The organism is Alistipes sp. (assembly GCF_020026455.1).
Classification (GTDB): Bacteria; Bacteroidota; Bacteroidia; order Bacteroidales; family Rikenellaceae; genus Alistipes.
On the sequence record NZ_JAHHQJ010000010.1, the window covers coordinates 65,068 to 81,188 of the forward strand.

13 protein-coding genes are annotated in these 16,121 nt (G+C 61.7%); 7 read left to right on the forward strand and 6 right to left on the reverse strand.

Annotation, left to right across the window (positions count from 1 at the left end; all coding sequences use genetic code 11):
- Positions 1–114: 114 nt before the first annotated feature.
- Positions 115–1,437 (reverse strand): MATE family efflux transporter, encoded by a 1,323-nt coding sequence (locus QZ460_RS07095; RefSeq protein WP_290540912.1) that lies wholly within the window; start codon positions 1,435–1,437, stop codon positions 115–117.
- A 308-nt stretch (positions 1,438–1,745) separates the two neighbouring features.
- Between QZ460_RS07095 and QZ460_RS07100 the strand changes: the two genes are divergently transcribed.
- Entirely contained in the window at positions 1,746–3,152 is a 1,407-nt protein-coding gene (locus QZ460_RS07100) for a pseudouridine synthase (protein ID WP_290540878.1), read from the forward strand.
- Between the two features lie 60 nt (positions 3,153–3,212).
- Here the strand turns inward: QZ460_RS07100 and QZ460_RS07105 are convergent, their stop codons facing one another.
- The 4 genes from QZ460_RS07105 to ligA are packed head-to-tail and all read right to left on the reverse strand — an operon-like array spanning position 3,213 to position 8,399.
- A complete protein-coding gene (locus QZ460_RS07105; protein WP_290540879.1) occupies positions 3,213–4,685 on the reverse strand; it encodes a clostripain-related cysteine peptidase in 1,473 nt (490 codons plus the stop codon).
- Positions 4,682–5,419 (reverse strand): DUF4919 domain-containing protein, encoded by a 738-nt coding sequence (locus QZ460_RS07110; RefSeq protein ID WP_290540880.1) that lies wholly within the window; start codon positions 5,417–5,419, stop codon positions 4,682–4,684. Before QZ460_RS07110 ends, QZ460_RS07105 begins: the two co-directional genes overlap by 4 nt.
- A gap of 28 nt (positions 5,420–5,447) precedes the next feature.
- Positions 5,448–6,338, reverse strand: a complete 891-nt coding sequence (gene dapA, locus QZ460_RS07115; RefSeq protein WP_290540881.1) for a 4-hydroxy-tetrahydrodipicolinate synthase — start codon at positions 6,336–6,338, stop codon at positions 5,448–5,450.
- Between the two features lie 33 nt (positions 6,339–6,371).
- Entirely contained in the window at positions 6,372–8,399 is a 2,028-nt protein-coding gene (gene ligA, locus QZ460_RS07120) for an NAD-dependent DNA ligase LigA (protein ID WP_290540882.1), read from the reverse strand.
- 149 nt (positions 8,400–8,548) lie between these two features.
- Between ligA and QZ460_RS07125 the strand changes: the two genes are divergently transcribed.
- From QZ460_RS07125 to QZ460_RS07150, 6 genes are all read left to right on the forward strand, one after another.
- Complete coding sequence (locus QZ460_RS07125) at positions 8,549–8,884, forward strand: hypothetical protein (protein WP_290540883.1); 336 nt, start codon at positions 8,549–8,551, stop codon at positions 8,882–8,884.
- Positions 8,885–8,892: 8 nt separating this feature from the next.
- The gene (locus QZ460_RS07130) at positions 8,893–9,501 is read left to right on the forward strand and encodes a leucine-rich repeat domain-containing protein (protein ID WP_290540884.1); all 609 of its coding nucleotides are present in this window, start codon (positions 8,893–8,895) and stop codon (positions 9,499–9,501) included.
- Between the two features lie 232 nt (positions 9,502–9,733).
- Entirely contained in the window at positions 9,734–10,999 is a 1,266-nt protein-coding gene (locus tag QZ460_RS07135) for an adenylosuccinate synthase (protein WP_290540885.1), read from the forward strand.
- Between the two features lie 319 nt (positions 11,000–11,318).
- Entirely contained in the window at positions 11,319–12,200 is an 882-nt protein-coding gene (locus QZ460_RS07140) for an electron transfer flavoprotein subunit beta/FixA family protein (protein WP_290540886.1), read from the forward strand.
- A gap of 14 nt (positions 12,201–12,214) precedes the next feature.
- A complete protein-coding gene (locus tag QZ460_RS07145) occupies positions 12,215–13,234 on the forward strand; it encodes an electron transfer flavoprotein subunit alpha/FixB family protein (protein ID WP_290540887.1) in 1,020 nt (339 codons plus the stop codon).
- Positions 13,234–14,958, forward strand: a complete 1,725-nt coding sequence (locus tag QZ460_RS07150) for an acyl-CoA dehydrogenase family protein (RefSeq protein ID WP_290540888.1) — start codon at positions 13,234–13,236, stop codon at positions 14,956–14,958. Before QZ460_RS07145 ends, QZ460_RS07150 begins: the two co-directional genes overlap by 1 nt.
- 148 nt (positions 14,959–15,106) lie before the next feature.
- Here QZ460_RS07150 and glsA read toward each other — a convergent pair whose 3' ends face one another.
- Positions 15,107–16,111, reverse strand: a complete 1,005-nt coding sequence (glsA, locus tag QZ460_RS07155; protein WP_290540889.1) for a glutaminase A — start codon at positions 16,109–16,111, stop codon at positions 15,107–15,109.
- Positions 16,112–16,121: the final 10 nt, after the last annotated feature.

Below are 16,121 nucleotides of genomic sequence, written 5' to 3' on the forward strand. Positions count from 1 at the left end.
ACCGAAAGGCCCTGTGGTTTGGGATTCGCCCCTGCCGGAGTTTTTCCGGCGGGGGCGATTTCCTTTTCCGGGTTTCGGCCGCCGTTCCGCATGGGGAGCGGAGGGTTGCGGGCCTTACGCGATCTTGGCGTAGATGGTCTTCAGGCGGCGGGTTATGATGAACTGAATCACCCCGCGCAGGAACATGTAGAGGGTGAAGGCCAGCCACAGGGCGTTGTTGCCGATCAGCGGCGAGCAGGCGTAGTAGATGGCGAAATAGGCCGCCGTGGCCCCGAACATCGAATTGCGCATGACGCGCGTTTCGGAGGCCCCGACCATGATGCCGTCCATGATGAAGGGGACGGCCGAGACGATCGGGATGAGGATGATCCAGACGATGTAGCGTCCGGCCAGCTCCTCGATCACCCCGGCATTGGGCATCGAGGGATCAACGAATTCGGCCATCAGATCGCGCCACCAGACGAGGTACGAGCCGGCGTAGACCACCGACAGGAATATCCCCCAGGTGATGCACTTGCGCAGACACTTGCGCAGCGAGACGCTGTCGCGGGCGCCGATGAAGCGCCCCGTGAGGGCCTCGGCGGCGTAGGCGAATCCGTCGCTTCCGTAGGAAAAGAGCGTGAAGAACTGCAGCAGCAGGGTGTTCACGGCCAGCAGCGCGGGGTCGTCCATGCGTGCCGACGCCCCGGTGAAGAAGGTGTAGACGGCGACGATGCAGAACGTGCGCAGGATGATGTCGCGGTTGATGATGAAGAATCGCTTCAGGGGTTTGAAGTCCAGCACCTCCGACCAGTCGATCCCGGTGAGGATCGGGCGGTATTTGGCGAGGAGCAGCAGCGTCGAGAGCGCCACGCCGATCCATTGGGCGGTCACCGAGGCGTAGGCGATGCCCACGATGCCCATGTCCATCCGGTATGCGAACCAGAGGCTGCAAAGGATGTGGATGGTGTTGACGGTGATGGCCGTCAGCATGGGGAATATGGCATTCTGCATTCCCGTGAACCAGCCGTTGAAGCCGAAGAGCAGGATGCCCGCCGGCACGGCCCAGATGCGGGCGTAGAAGTAGTCGCGGGTCATTTCGCTGCCGTTCATGACCCAGAGGGCCAGCTCTCCCACGGGGTATTGGATCAGGACCATCACCACACCCATGACCACCGCCACCGTCAGGGCGCGGGCCAGCATGTTGGTACACTCGCGGAAGTTGCCTGCGCCGAAGGCCTGGGCCGTCAGTCCGCTGGTTCCCATGCGTATGAACGAGCAGTTCCAGTAGATGAAGTTGAAGATCGAGACGCCGATGGCTAGTGCTCCGATCGTGGCGGCGGAGTCGTTTCCCCAGTGTCCGGCGATGGCGGTCGATACGATGCCCATGAACGGCACGGTGATGTTCGAGATGATATTGGGAAGCGCGATGCGCAGTATTTCGAGGTTCAGTTTCATCATGCGGAATCGGGTGGGGCGCCGGTGCCGGGCAGTGCCGGCTTTCTGTCTGCTTTCTGCCGGAATGCTGCCGCTCATCGGGGCCTGTTTTCCGGCAAAGATACGGCAAAAGCGGGTGTTTTGTCGCCTTCCGGCGCAATTATTCCCAAAACGGTTGAAATCGGGCACGTTATGTGTTATAATCCGGAAAAATGAATTACCTTTGCCGGGTGAAAACCTGCTCGGACGGGCTGTGTCCGCTTTTACACGTGTGAATCCGGTCGGCACGCACCGTTCCCTGCCCCGATAATTTATTAGACGAATAGAAAATGAAAGATCCTGAAAACGACTCGACCCCGGTGCTCGAACGCTTCGGACGCGACAAACGCAAGCGCACGGTAGTGGCTACGGTGGAGCGTGTCGAGCGTCGCCCGCGTTTGCAGCGTGATGCTGCCGATTCGGAGCAACCCTCCTTTGAGAACAGACCCCAGCGCCGGGCCTCGTATAACCCCAATTTCACGGCCGACAACCGCCCGGTCTTCGAGAAGCCGCACTACGACGACAACTCCCGCCGCGAGGGCGACCGTCCGCGTCAATACGGCGACCGCCCGCGTCAATACGGCGACCGTCCGCGTGAATATGGTGACCGTCCGCGGCAGTATGGCGACCGCCCGCGTGAGTACGGCGACCGCCCGAGGCAGTACGGTGACCGTCCGCGTGAGTATGACGATCGTCCGCGGCGTTCCTTCGGCGACAAACCCCGTTACGATGGCGACCGTCGCCGCAACGACGAGGAGCGTCCGCGCCGCAATCCCGGTGACAAGCCGGCCTACGGCGAGCGGAAATTCGGCCCCAAGAAGTTCGGCGACAAGCCCCATGACGGGAAAAAGTTCGGCGACCGGAAATTCGGCGATCGGAAGTTCGGTGACCGGAAGTTTGGCGACAAACCCTTCAGGCCCGGCTATGGGAACCACGACGACAAACCGGTGTCGTATCCGAAATTCAACCCCGAGAAGCAGTTGGGCGAGATGCGTCTGAACCGTTTCATCGCTCAGTCGGGCATCTGCTCGCGCCGTGAGGCCGACGATTTCATCACGGCGGGCGTCGTTTCGGTCAACGGCAAGATCGTCACCGAGCTGGGGACCAAGGTACTGCCGACCGACGAGGTGCGTTTCAACGACGAGCCGGTGCAGGGCGAGAAGAAGGTCTACCTGGTGCTGAACAAGCCCAAGGGCTATGTCACCTCGCTCGACGATCCCCATGCCGGCAAGACGGTCATGGAGCTGGTTGCGGGCGCCTGCACGGAGCGTATCTATCCCGTGGGGCGTCTGGACAAGAACAGCCTCGGGTTGCTGCTCTTCACCAACGACGGCGACCTCACCAAACAGCTTACGCACCCTTCCTACAAGAAGAAGAAGATCTACCAGGTGACGCTCGACAAACCCCTGACGCGCGCCGACATGGACCGCATCGCCGAGGGTGTCACGCTGGAGGACGGCGAGATCTTCGCCGACGAGATTTCCTATGTCAAGGAGAACAAGCAGGAGGTGGGTATCGAAATCCACTCGGGCCGCAACCGCATCGTGCGCCGTATTTTCGAGTTCCTGGGCTACACCGTGACCAAACTCGACCGCGTTTACTATGCGGGTCTCACGAAGAAGAACCTCAAGCGCGGAGCATGGCGCTTCCTGACCCGCGAGGAGGTCGAGCGGCTGAAGTCCGGGCAGTATGAATAGAGTGTTCGGGCTGTATGAATATGAAAAAAGAGCGATTCCCACCGGATCGCTCTTTTTCATTTAATGTGTGTCCCGATACCAGTTCGTCATCCGGTTTTCGGCGGCGTATTGGGGCGAGGGTTCGCTCACGGAGACGCCTGTATAGTGATGCACCTCGTGGCGGCCCTGTCCGTATGCCGAGTAGAAGCGCGCCGTGTGAAGGCGGCAGTCGGAGGGGAATGCCCGGTCGAGCTGCCTTGAGAATTCGTCGACGAGCGCCGGGTCGCCGCAGCTCAGCGCGACGTAATGGCCCAGGTCGTAAAAAAGCGGCGTCCTGCCTCCCTTGTAATACTGCAATTCCGAGAGTTCGAAGGGCTGTTTCTTGGCTTGGTTGATGCGGCGCATGACCTCGGCCAGAGCGTCCAGTTGCGACGTGACAGCCATAGAGATGCAGCCCGACTGCTCCTTCCAGGTCGTGCTCTGGTATTCGTTTTGGTAGAGGTTCCAGAACTCGCGGCAGGATTTCGTGAGCCGCACCGCGACTGCTTCCGTTTCGAACAGGTGGGGGATGATCCGGTCGTAGGGGAATCCGTCGCTCATGATTTCGCAGGGCGAGGCCACGATGTAGCCGACGACCGAACGCAGGTCGTAGAGAGTTTCGATGTTGGCCATGAAGCAGTCGTCGAAGATCAGGTAGTCGAAGCGGAACTGCTGCGCCTCGAGCGCTGCCTTCAGCTCCATGATGTCCAGTTCGTAGCCCTTGTCGCCGAACGAACGGGTCTGCTTGGCCCCCGGGACCGTGGTCCATGCCTCCTCCGCGGACGGACGTTGCGACGTGTAGGGGATCGGGCCGCCGGAGGCCGGGATCCAGGCCTTGCCGTGGCAGCCGATGATTAGCCCGTAGTTCCGGGCCGGAGCCGCCTCCGCGGCATCGGCGAAGAGCTGCCGCACCTTGTCGGGATCCCCGGCGTTGAAGTCGTCGTAGGTTTTCAGCGTCGTCCGTTGGCACCGGTTCGTTGCCGGGTCATAACGAATCTCCTGCAGGAGGGCCGACGTGTGCTTCTCGGGCTGGTAGCAGATCAGAATGCGTCCGTCGCCCGGGATCCGGTCCGTCACGGCCGCGCTGACATCCTCGATGTTCTGCTCGTAATAGGTGAGCAGGCTCTGCCCGGGCATGTACAGCAGCAGGGTCTGTGTCGCCACGGCGGGCCGCTGGTAGACCTCGACCGGATAGCCGCCCGGCCTGGCGGCGTGGCTTACGGTTATCGTGCCCAGCTTCCGGCGCTCCCTGGCGGAGTTGGCTCCGGAGGCGGTCACCGTGACCGTCGTCTCCCCGCGGTCGCCGCCGTCCGGGGTCACGGCGAAGCCCTCCCCGCTGTACGACAGGGTCCACGCTCCTTCGGCCGATACGGTGAATGTCGCCCCGGACGAAGCGTCGCCCGGGAGGTGGATCTCTCCCGTCGAGACCGCGAGGCGCGGTTCGTGTTCTTTTTCACAGGCTGCGAGCGTCAGCAGCAGGGCAAGGCAGAGCGTATGCCGGAGAATGCGGCTCATTTATAGGTGCGGGGTTTGAGGTTGTTGAACTGCCACGTGCGGTCGCGCTGGTAGGTGTAGCCCTCGGGTTTGTTCCAGTAGACGCGGCTGAAATCGAAATAGAAGCCCTTGCGCTTCTTGCCCTCGATCACACTGGGGACGATCAGCGGTACGAACTCCACCGTGCGGCTGACGATGCGCGCCTTGCCGAAGGTGAAGCCTTCGGCGGCCAGCACGTCGAGCGCATGGTCGAACATCAGCACGTGGCGCGGGGTCTTCTGCGTGAATCCGTCGCCCGAGTCGAGGATCGTGCGGATGACCCTCTTCATGCGCTCCGCCCAGGCTTTCTCCTGCTCCTTGTCGCCCAGGGCACCGTAGGCGAACGACATGAGGTTGAGGATCTTGGGACTGAACGGGTCGTGCTTCAGGGCGTCGCCTCCCATCGAGATCATCGTTTCCAGTGCGGTTCTGTCCGGCTTGTCGGGGTTGATGCCCGAGGCCAGCATCAGCAGTTTGTCCAAATCGGGGTTCACGGCCAGCGGCTTGTATTCGTCGCGGTAGGCATAGCCGTAGTAGAGGTAGTGGTAATCCTCGTCGGTCAGCGTCTCGTCGCCCGCGTTGTAGCGCATCATCAGCGCGGGGTAGTAGAACGCCGAACGGGAGTCTATCGTGCGGTCGAGGATCATCTCCTCGTCGGGGACTCCGGCGGCAGCCAGCGCCGGAATCAGCAGTAGGAAAAGCAGCAGTCGTTTCATGGCGGTCGTTTCCGGTACAAACGTAAAATCAGCGCAAATCGTATCTGGCGATCAGTTCTTCGAACTTGGCGCGGAGTTGTTCCGATCCGGCGACCAGCGGCAGACGCAGCGTGTCGCCGATGCGTCCCATCACCGAGAGGGCGCACTTCACACCCACGGGGTTGCCCTCCGCGAAGAGTGCATGCACGGCTTCGTCCAGCGTGGCGTAGATCTTTTCCGCCGCATCGAAGTCACCGGCCTTGGCGTGGTTCACACACTCCATGAACCGCTGCGGGAAGGCGTTCGCCGCCACGGAGATCACGCCGTCGCCACCGCGGCGCATCAGTTCGAGGGTCATGCCGTCGTCGCCCGACAGCACGAGAAAATCCGCGGGACGGTTGTCCAGTATGCGCTGCATCTGTTCGATGTTGCCCGACGCCTCCTTGATGCCGATGACGTTGCGGAAGTCGGCCGCACAGCGGAGCGTGGTCTCGGCCGTCATGTTGACGCCCGAGCGGCCCGGGATGTTGTAGAGGATCACCGGCAGGGGCGAGTGCTCCGAGACGGTGCGGAAATGCTGGTAAAGGCCCTCCTGCGAAGGTTTGTTGTAATAGGGCGTCACGCTCAAAATGGCGTCGGCACCCCGCAGGTCGAATTCGCGCAGCTGGTCCAGCACCTCCGAGGTGGAGTTGCCGCCGCAGCCCATCACCAGCGGCACGCGGCCGGCAATCTGGTTGGTGATGAACATGGCGATCACGGCGCGTTCGGGCATGTAGAGCGTGGGGGTCTCGGCCGTGGTGCCGAGGGCGACGATGTAGTCCACGCCGCCGTCGATTACATAGTCGATCATGCGGGCCAGCGCTTCGTAGTCCACGCGGCCCTCTTCGGTAAACGGGGTGATCATCGCGGCGCCCACGCCGGAAAGTTTGTGTCGTAGCATAGTGTTATAATCCTTGGCTTGATAGATTCTGAATCAGAAAAGTGCTCCCTGCCGTGCGGTTGTCCCCGCCGGGGAGTCGCCTTCGATCATCCGGATGAACTCCTCTTCGGAGATGATCCTTATGCCCAGCTTTTCGGCCTTCTTGAGCTTCGCGGGTCCCATCTTGTCGCCCGCCACGAGAAAGTCGACGCTGCCCGATACCGCCGCGAGGTTCCGCCCTCCGTGCGATTCGATCAGCTCCTTCATTTCGTCGCGGCTCCGCGTGAATTTGCCCGAGACCACAAAACTCCGGCCGGCCAGCACCTCCGAGGCCAGCGTGCGCGCCTCGGCTTCGAATTGCAGCCCCGCGGCGCGCAGGCGGCCGATGATGCGCAGGTTGTCCTCCTGGGCGAAGTATTCGATGATGGCGTCGGCGATGCGTCCGCCCACCTCGTCGGCCTCGACTAGCTCCTCGCGCGTGGCCCGCATCACGGCATCCAGCGAGCGGAAATGCTCGGCGAGGTATTTGGCCGTGGTCTCGCCCACGAAGCGGATTCCCAGTCCGAACAGCACGCGCTGGAACGGAACCGCCCTGGAGCGTTCCACCGAGCGGATGATGTTTTCGGCCGACTTCTCGCCCAGTCGGGGTAGGGGGACCAGCTGCTCGGCCCGCAGGTCGTAGAGGTCCGCCACGTCGCGCACCAGGCCGTTTTCGTAGAGCAGTTCGACGGTCTCCTCGCCCAGACCCTCGATGTCGAGGGCCTTGCGGCGGATGAAGTGGATGATGCGCCCGATGATCTGGGGCCGGCAGCCGCTCTGGTTGGGGCAGTAGTGCTTGGCCTCGCCCTCGTAGCGCACCAGCGGCGTCCCGCATTCGGGACATGTGTCGATGTAGTGGAACGGCCGGCTGTCGGCCGGACGCTGTGCGAGATCCACGCCGACGATCTTCGGGATGATCTCGCCGCCCTTCTCGACATAGACCGTGTCGCCCGGGCGGATGTCCAGCAGGGTCATCTGCTCGGCGTTGTGCAGCGTCGCACGCCGCACGGTGGTCCCGGCCAGCAGCACGGGCTCGAGGTTGGCGACGGGGGTGATGGCCCCCGTGCGGCCGACCTGGAACGAGACGCCGTCGAGCCGCGTGGCGACCCGTTCGGCCTTGAACTTGTAGGCCACGGCCCACTTGGGTGCCTTGGCCGTGAATCCCAGCTGGCGCCGGATGGCGAAGTCGTTGACCTTGATCACCACGCCGTCGGTCGGGAAGGGCAGTTGGTGCCGTGCGGTGTCCCAGTATTGGATGAATGCGTCGATCTGGGCGACGCTGTGGCAGATGCGCGCTGCGTCCGAGACCTTGAATCCCCATTGACGGGCCTTCTCGAGGCTCTCCCAGTGGTTCGTGAAGGGCAGATCGTCGCCCGCCAGCTGGTAGAGCGTGCAGTCCAGTCCGCGCCGGGCCACCACGGCCGACGACTGCTGCTTGAGCGTCCCGGCGGCGGCGTTGCGGGGGTTGGCGAAGAGCTGCTCGCCGTTGGCCTCGCGCTCGGCGTTGAGGCGGTCGAACGAGGCGTAGGGCATCAGTATCTCGCCGCGGATTTCGAACTGCCCGGGCCAGTCCGTGCCCCGCAGGCGCAGGGGCACCGAACGCACGGTGCGGACGTTGGCCGTCACGTCGTCGCCCGCGACGCCGTCGCCGCGCGTCACGGCGCGCACGAGCCGTCCGTGCTCGTAGGTGAGCGAGATGGCCGTGCCGTCGAATTTCAGTTCGCAGACGTAGTCCGTCGTTCCGGCTTCGCGTTCGATGCGGCCGATGAACTCGTGCAGTTCGTCCAGCGAGTAGGTGTTGCCCAGCGACAGCATTGCATGGCGGTGCTGCACGGTCCGGAATTCGGTCGTCAGGTCGCTTCCTACGCGCACCGAGGGCGAGTTGGGGTCGGCATATTCGGGGTGTGCGCGCTCCAGATCCTGGAGTTCGCGCATCATCGCATCGAATTCGAAATCCGAGATCTCGGGGGCATTTTCGACGTAATATTTGAAGTTATGCTGTTCGAGCTGTCGGCGCAGCTCCTCGATCCGTTCGCGTACCATAATCCTAAAATAACGTGCGTAAAGTTACATATTTTGTCCCAACAACGAGTGATTTTGGCGTAAAATCAAAAAAAATGCAAAAAAAAATAGCAGAAGTGGTGCGATATTCAAATTTTGCTTATAATTGCAAAAAATTTCGAGACACTATCATGATTAAACCGAATATCGCGAAGAAACACATTGCGACGAGTTTTCATAACCTCAGCTCCGAATTGCAGGAGGCTGTAAAAGCGAAATATCCGCTGGGATTCACCGATGCGATGATCCGCGTCGACAAACCCAACGGTGATTTTTTCTATGCCGTTCCCTATGATACGGACGAAATTGCCTACATGGTGAAGATCGACGTGAAGATCGACGACAACTCGCACGACGATGACGACAAGGACTATTACGACGACGAGATCAAGGGAGCCGACGACATTCAGGGCGACGACGACAGTTCGGACGCTTCGGACGCTTCGGACGACGACGTGAATATCTGACATCGCCTATGGTCCGCGCCCTTCCCGCCCTGCTCCTGCTGTTCGGTACGGCCTGCGGCCTTGCCGAGGATGAGCGCGACGAGAAGAACAGATACATCCACCTGACATTTTACGACAAGGCCTTCGAGGCCTACTGCCTGAGCGAATTCGACATCGATGGCAACGGGTGCATCTCGCGCTACGAGGCGCAGCGTGTCCGCACGATGACGTGTCCCGAGCGGGGTATCGCCTCGCTCTCTGACCTGAAGGAGTTCCCGCACCTGGAGCGGCTCGACTGCCGGGGCAATGCGCTCACGCAGCTGGATGTCACGCCGACGCGTCTCGAATGGCTCGACTGTTCGGACAACGCCCTTGTGGCGCTCGACGTGAACGGCCTGCGCGGCCTCGCATACCTCGATTGCGGCGGCAACTCGCTGCCGCGCCTCGACCTGCAGTCGAACGCCTCGCTGGCAACGCTCCTGTGTTCGGACAATGCCCTTGCAGGGGTGTTGGACGTGACCTCCTGTGCCTCGGGGCTGCGTGCCGACGTGCGCGGCAACGCCTCCCTTGCCACGGTCTACTGCCTTGCGTCGCAAAGCGTCGAATCCGACGGACAGACCCAGCTCGTTCACCCCTGATTCCCGGCGAGAAACGGCCGCCGTGCCGTTGTGCGGAGATCGCTTCAGGGCGGAGCGGTCCGCTTCGGTGTGCCTTCATTTTCCCGTTTTCGGCAGCAATCCGTCCGAAAAGGACGGATTTTCTTTATAATTTGTTGAAAAGTCCGGCGCGCAGCTTGGGCATTTCGGATAATAATTTGTACCTTTGGATGCAAAAAATGTCTTTTGTAAACATTAAACAGAACCGGATACAATGAAAAAAGTTGACGTTATCCTCGGCCTGCAATGGGGTGACGAGGGCAAAGGGAAGGTTGTGGACGTGCTGACGCCTCGCTACGAGGTCGTGGCCCGCTTCCAGGGAGGTCCCAATGCCGGTCACACGTTGGAATTCAACGGCGAGAAATACGTGCTCCGCTCGATTCCTTCGGGCATTTTCCAGGGCGGCAAAACCAACATCATCGGCAACGGCGTGGTGATCGACGCGGTACTCTTCCGTGAGGAGGCCGAAGCATTGGCTGCCAGCGGCCACGATCTGACCAAACAGCTCTGCATTTCGAAGAAGGCCCACCTGATCCTGCCCACGCACCGCATGCTCGACGCTGCGTACGAAGCGGCGAAGGGCAGCGCCAGGATCGGCACGACGGGCAAGGGCATCGGCCCCACCTATACCGATAAGATAAGCCGCAACGGCATGCGCGTCGGCGATCTGTTGAGCCCCGATTTCGAAAGCATCTACGCCGCGGCCAAGGCGCGCCACGAGCAGATCCTGGAAAGTCTGGGCTATAGCTACGACATCACCGAGCTGGAGAAACAGTGGTTCGAGGCGGTGAAATACCTCCGCCGTTTCCACATCATCGACAGCGAATATTTCGTCAACGACTGCCTCTCGCAGGACAAGTCGATCCTGGCCGAAGGTGCGCAGGGTACGCTTCTGGACGTGGACTTCGGTTCCTATCCGTTCGTCACCTCGTCGAACACCGTTTGCGCGGGCGTCTGCACTGGACTGGGTGTGGCTCCGAACCGCATTGGCGAGGTTTTCGGCATTTTCAAGGCCTATTGTACGCGCGTGGGCAGCGGACCCTTCCCTACGGAGCTGTTCGACGAGACGGGCGAGCGGCTGTGCGACATCGGCCATGAGTTCGGCGCCGTTACGGGCCGCCGCCGCCGCTGCGGATGGCTGGACATGGTGGCGCTGAAATATTCGATCATGATCAACGGCGTGACGCAGCTGATCATGATGAAATCCGACGTGATGAACGATTTCGACACGATCCGCGTGGCCACGGCCTACGAGATCGACGGGCGCACCACCTCGGAGTTCCCCTACGAAATCTCCGGTGACCTCCGCCCGGTCTACACCGAGTTCGAGGGCTGGAAATGCGACCTGCACCGGTGCAGCAGCTATGACGAGTTCCCCGAGGCGTTCAAACGCTATGTGGAGTTCATCGAGCGGCAGACGGGCGTCCCCGTGAAGATCATCTCCGTGGGCCCCGACCGTGGCGAAACGATCATCCGATAAACAACCGCGCATCCCGGCTGCCAGATGGCAGGTTAGGGATGCGTTTTTGTCTGATTTCAGTCCCGGCACCGCGGCCTCTGAAGGCGGACGCTTCCGCCCGCATTTTGGGTGATAGCCCGCTTGCGCGGCGACATCTGCGGATACGGACGGGCCCCGTCGCCCGGGGTGTACCGGGCGACGCACGACCAGGAAGCGCCTTTTGCACCTTGGGCCCCCTCCGGAGATGGGGCGGGAATCAGCCCCGGAAACGATGCCAAAGGCGGCGTCGCGGACACCGAACAGAAGAAGAACCTACTACTTATAGTAATACTAATTTGATATGCAACAGCAAAACCTCAAAATTCTTGTTTTGGCCAAGCAGGTTCCCGATACCCGCAATGTAGGCAAGGACGCGATGACTCCCGAAGGGACGGTCAACCGCGCGGCACTGCCGGCCATCTTCAATCCCGAGGACCTCAATGCGCTCGAAGCCGCCCTGCGGCTCAAGGACCGTGTGCCGGGTTCCACGGTTCATATCCTTACGATGGGTCCGCAGCGCGCCGCCGACATCATCCGCGACGCGATGTTCCGCGGGGCCGACGGCGGCTACCTGCTTTCGGGCCGGGAGTTCGCCGGCTCGGACACGCTGGCCACCTCCTATGCGCTTTCGTGTGCGCTGAAGAAAATCGCCCCCGACGTGATCTTCGCAGGCCGTCAGGCCATCGACGGCGACACGGCGCAGGTGGGTCCGCAGGTTGCCGAAAAGCTCGGCCTTCCGCAGGTGACCTATGCCGAGGAGATTCTCGAAGTTCGGGAGCGGTCGCTGGTCATCAAGCGCCGCCTGGAGCACGGCACGGAGGTCGTTGTGTGCCCGATTCCGGCCGTTGTGACGGTCAACGCCTCGGCCGCCGAGTGCCGCCCGCGCAACGCCCGGCGTGTGATGAAGTACAAGGGGGCGCTGTCCGGTTCGGAGATCGCTGCAGCTCCGGATTCACCCGCCGCGCAGCGTGCCGCCGCCAAGGACTACCTCCGCATCGTGGAGTGGGCCGCCGCCGATGTCGACCCCGATCCCGCACAGCTCGGCCTCCAGGGCTCGCCCACGAAGGTCAAGAAGATCGAGAATGTGGTTTTCGCCGCCAAGGAGGCCAAGAAACTCACCGCTTCCGACAGCGACATCAATGAACTTATGGTTGAACTCATCGCGAGCCACACGCTCGGTTAATGCGTTTTTTTGAGATGAACAATATATTCGTATATATCGAGATGGAGGGCGGCAAGGTCGCCGACGTGAGTCTCGAACTGCTTACCAAAGGCCGCGAACTGGCCACGACGCTCGGCGTGAAACTCGAAGCCGTCGTCCTGGGCCACAACCTCGCCGGCATCGACAAGGAACTGTCCCTGTACGGGACCGATACGGTCTGGGTTGCCGACGATCCGATGTTTTCCCCGTTCCGCACGCTGCCCCATACGGCGGTCATGTGCGGCCTGATCGAGCAGGAGAAGCCCCAGATCGTACTGTTCGGCGCCACGCCCGTGGGTCGCGACTTCGCACCCCGCGTATCATCGGCTCTGCACAGCGGACTGACTGCCGACTGCACGCAGCTCGAAATCGGCGACCACAAGGATGCCAAAACGGGCACGGAGTACAAGAACCTTCTCTACCAGATCCGCCCGGCGTTCGGCGGCAACATCATCGCCACGATCGTCAATCCCGACCACCGTCCGCAGATGGCCACCGTCCGCGAGGGTGTCATGCGCAAGGAGTACGCCGCGCAGCCCGGTGCTGGCGAGGTCCGGGCGATCGACTGGAAGAAGATGGTCACGGACGCAGACCTTGTGGTGACGATCATCGACCGTCAGATCGAGGAGCGCAAGATCGACATCAAGGGTGCGGGCATCATCGTTGCCGGCGGCTATGGCATGGGTTCGAAGGAGAATTTCCGCCTGGTGCATGAACTTGCCGATGTGCTGGGCGGAGAAGTGGGCGCCAGCCGCGCCGCCGTCGATGCGGGCTTCACGGAGCATGCGCGTCAGGTGGGGCAGACGGGTGTCACGGTGCGTCCGAAACTCTACATCGCCTGCGGCATTTCGGGTCAGATCCAGCACACGGCCGGCATGGACCAGTCGTCGATGGTGATTTCGATCAACTCGGACCCCGAAGCGCCGATCAACAAGATCGCCGACTACGCCATCACGGGCGACGTCAATGAGATTATCCCCAAGATGATCAAGTACTACAAACAAAATTCAAAGTAATGGCTAATTTCTTTTCAGATAACAAGGATTTGCAGTTCCACCTCCAGCATCCGCTGATGCGCAAGATCGTGGAACTGAAGGAGCGCGGTTTCGCGGAGAAGGACCTTTACGACTATGCGCCGCAGGATTTCGACGACGCGATGGACAACTACCGCCGCGTGCTGGAGATCGTCGGCGAGGTCTGCGGCGAGGTGATCGCCCCCAATGCCGAGGGTGTGGACCACGAGGGTCCGCGCGTGGTCAACGACCATGTGGAGTATGCTTCGGGTACGGTCGCGAACATGAAGGCCGTTGTGGACGCGGGTCTGAGCGGCATGACGCTCCCGCGCAAGTACGACGGCCTGAACTTCCCGCTGGTCTGCTTCGTGATGGCCAACGAGATGGTGGCCCGCGCTGATGCCAGCTTCGAGAACATCTGGGGATTGCAGGACTGCGCCGAGACGCTGAACGAGTTTGCTTCGGAGGAGATCAAGCAGAAGTACCTGCCGTGGGTTTCGGCCGGTGCGACGTGTGCCATGGATCTCACGGAGCCGGACGCCGGTTCGGACCTCGGGGCCGTGATGCTCAAGGCCACCTGGTCGGAGGAGCGGCAGACGTGGCTGCTGAACGGAGTGAAACGGTTCATCACCAACGGCGACGGCGAGGTTTCGCTGGTGCTGGCGCGTACCGAAGAGGGTACGGCCGATGCCCGCGGCCTCTCGATGCTCGTCTACGACAAGCGCGACGGCGGCGTGAAGGTGCGCCGCATCGAGAACAAGCTCGGCATCAAGGGATCGCCGACGTGCGAGCTGGTCTTCACCAACGCCCCGGCGCAGCTGGTCGGCGACCGCAAGATGGGCCTCATCAAGTATGTGATGTCGCTGATGAACGCCGCACGTCTGGGCATCGGGGCCCAGTCGGTGGGTCTGTGCGAGGCGGCTTACCGCGAGGGGCTGAAGTACGCCCACGAGCGCGAGCAGTTCGGCAAGCCGATCATTCAGTTCGCCGCCGTTTCGGAGATGCTCTCGAACATGAAGGCCAAGGTGCAGGGCGCGCGTGCGCTGCTCTACGAAACGGCCCGCTTTGTCGAGGTCTACAAGCAGTATGGCCACATCGCCCACGAGCGTTCGCTCGAAGGGGAGGAGCGCCAGGAGATGAAGTTCTACAACCGCCTTGCCGACGGCTTCACCCCGCTGGTGAAACTCTTCTCGTCGGAGTATGCCAACCAGCTGGCCTACGACGCCATCCAGATCCACGGCGGATCGGGTTTCATGAAGGACTATCCCTGCGAGCGCCTCTACCGCGACGCGCGCATCATGAACATCTATGAGGGAACCTCGCAGCTGCAGGTCGTTGCGGCGATCAACGCCGTGACGAAGGGCACGTTCCTGGAGCAGATCGGGCGCTATGCCGCCGAAAGCTATGCGGAGACCATGTGTCCCGTGGTGACGAAGCTCAAGGATCTGACCGTCAGATTCTCGGAGATGCAGGCCCGGGTCGAGGCCGGCGACAAGGAGGTCGGCGGATTCAAGGATTTCCATGCCCGCCGCCTAGTGGAGACCGCCGGACACATCATCATCACCTACCTGCTGGCCCGTCAGGCCGGTGAGTCGGAGGAGTATGCCGCTTCGGCGCGTGTCTACTGCAAACTCGCCGAGGCGAAGATCGCCGAGGCCTATACCTACGTGATGAACTCCACGACGGAGGACGTCGCGCTGTTCAAGAACGTTGAAACCGAGTTTTAGATCCTCCGGACCGGATACGAAGAGGGGGGTGCATTCTGTGAGGAATGCACCCCCCCCCTCCTTTTTTCGGCGCCTCTCCCCGCGGGGCGGGCCTTTGCGGGGTGTTTGCCGCGCCTTTGCCAGATGTTCTACACCTTTGCCGGGCGTTCTACACCTTTGCGGGCTCTTTATGCACCTTTGCGGCCTCTTTTTCGGCCATCACACAGCGCGTCGTGCCGAAGAGGTTGAGGTTGAGGTGCCCGGCGATGAAGGCCAGTGCCTTCTGGGCCTTCACCGAGTTGCCGGCCCCGTCGAGCGGAGGAGCGAATGCCGCAACGCCCATCACACCCGGCACGACGCCCATGATGCCGCCGCCCACGCCGGTCTTGGCCGGAAGCCCTGTCGTGAAGAGCCAGTCGCCCGTGTGCTCGTAGAAACCCACGGTCGCCATCATCGAGACGATCCTGGGAGTCAGCTCGGGTTTGAACACGGCCTTGCCGGTCACGGGATTCACGCCGCTGTTGGCAATCGTCGCGGCCATCGTTGCCAGCTGCCGGGCCGTCACGCCGATCGAGCACTGGCGCGTGTAGATGTCCAGCGCCATGTCGGGGTCGTCGTAGATGCGGTTGTAGTTCCTGAGCAGCCACGCGATCGACTTGTTGTTGAAGTTGGTCGCCGATTCCGACTTGTAGAGTTCGTCGATCACCGCCACGTCCGATCCCGCCATGTCGGCGATGAACGAGACGATGGCATTCCATTTGCCGTCGCTGTCACCCACGGGCTTGATCATCGAGCAGGCCGAAATGGCCCCGGCGTTCACCAGTGGTGTCGAGGGGTGGTCGTTTTCGAGCAGGATGGCCATGATCGAGTTGAAGGGTAGTCCCGTGGCGTCGGCGCCGATTTTGTCGAGCACCTCCCGGCCGCCGTACTGGTTCATGGCCAGGATCGCCGTGGGGACCTTCGACACCGATTCGATGCCGAATTTGTAGTCCGTGTCGCCCGCGGCCACCACCTCGCCGTCGGGAAGACAGGCCGCGATGCCGAATAGGTTCGAGGGCACATCGGCCAGATAAGGGATATAGTCGGCGTTTTTGCCGCCGGTTTCGTTCTTGCAGCGCTCGTATGCCATCTGCACGGCATCCTGAACCGCTTTCTTGTCGATTTTCTGAATCATGATGGAATAT

Bases quoted from the DNA above. Each gene is read 5' to 3' on its own strand.
- QZ460_RS07095 (WP_290540912.1), bottom strand. From the start codon at position 1,437: ATGAAACTGAACCTCGAAATACTGCGCATCGCGCTTCCCAATATCATC.
- QZ460_RS07100 (WP_290540878.1), top strand. From the start codon at position 1,746: ATGAAAGATCCTGAAAACGACTCGACCCCGGTGCTCGAACGCTTCGGA.
- QZ460_RS07105 (WP_290540879.1), bottom strand. From the start codon at position 4,685: ATGAGCCGCATTCTCCGGCATACGCTCTGCCTTGCCCTGCTGCTGACG.
- QZ460_RS07110 (WP_290540880.1), bottom strand. From the start codon at position 5,419: ATGAAACGACTGCTGCTTTTCCTACTGCTGATTCCGGCGCTGGCTGCC.
- dapA (WP_290540881.1), bottom strand. From the start codon at position 6,338: ATGCTACGACACAAACTTTCCGGCGTGGGCGCCGCGATGATCACCCCG.
- ligA (WP_290540882.1), bottom strand. From the start codon at position 8,399: ATGGTACGCGAACGGATCGAGGAGCTGCGCCGACAGCTCGAACAGCAT.
- QZ460_RS07125 (WP_290540883.1), top strand. From the start codon at position 8,549: ATGATTAAACCGAATATCGCGAAGAAACACATTGCGACGAGTTTTCAT.
- QZ460_RS07130 (WP_290540884.1), top strand. From the start codon at position 8,893: ATGGTCCGCGCCCTTCCCGCCCTGCTCCTGCTGTTCGGTACGGCCTGC.
- QZ460_RS07135 (WP_290540885.1), top strand. From the start codon at position 9,734: ATGAAAAAAGTTGACGTTATCCTCGGCCTGCAATGGGGTGACGAGGGC.
- QZ460_RS07140 (WP_290540886.1), top strand. From the start codon at position 11,319: ATGCAACAGCAAAACCTCAAAATTCTTGTTTTGGCCAAGCAGGTTCCC.
- QZ460_RS07145 (WP_290540887.1), top strand. From the start codon at position 12,215: ATGAACAATATATTCGTATATATCGAGATGGAGGGCGGCAAGGTCGCC.
- QZ460_RS07150 (WP_290540888.1), top strand. From the start codon at position 13,234: ATGGCTAATTTCTTTTCAGATAACAAGGATTTGCAGTTCCACCTCCAG.
- glsA (WP_290540889.1), bottom strand. From the start codon at position 16,111: ATGATTCAGAAAATCGACAAGAAAGCGGTTCAGGATGCCGTGCAGATG.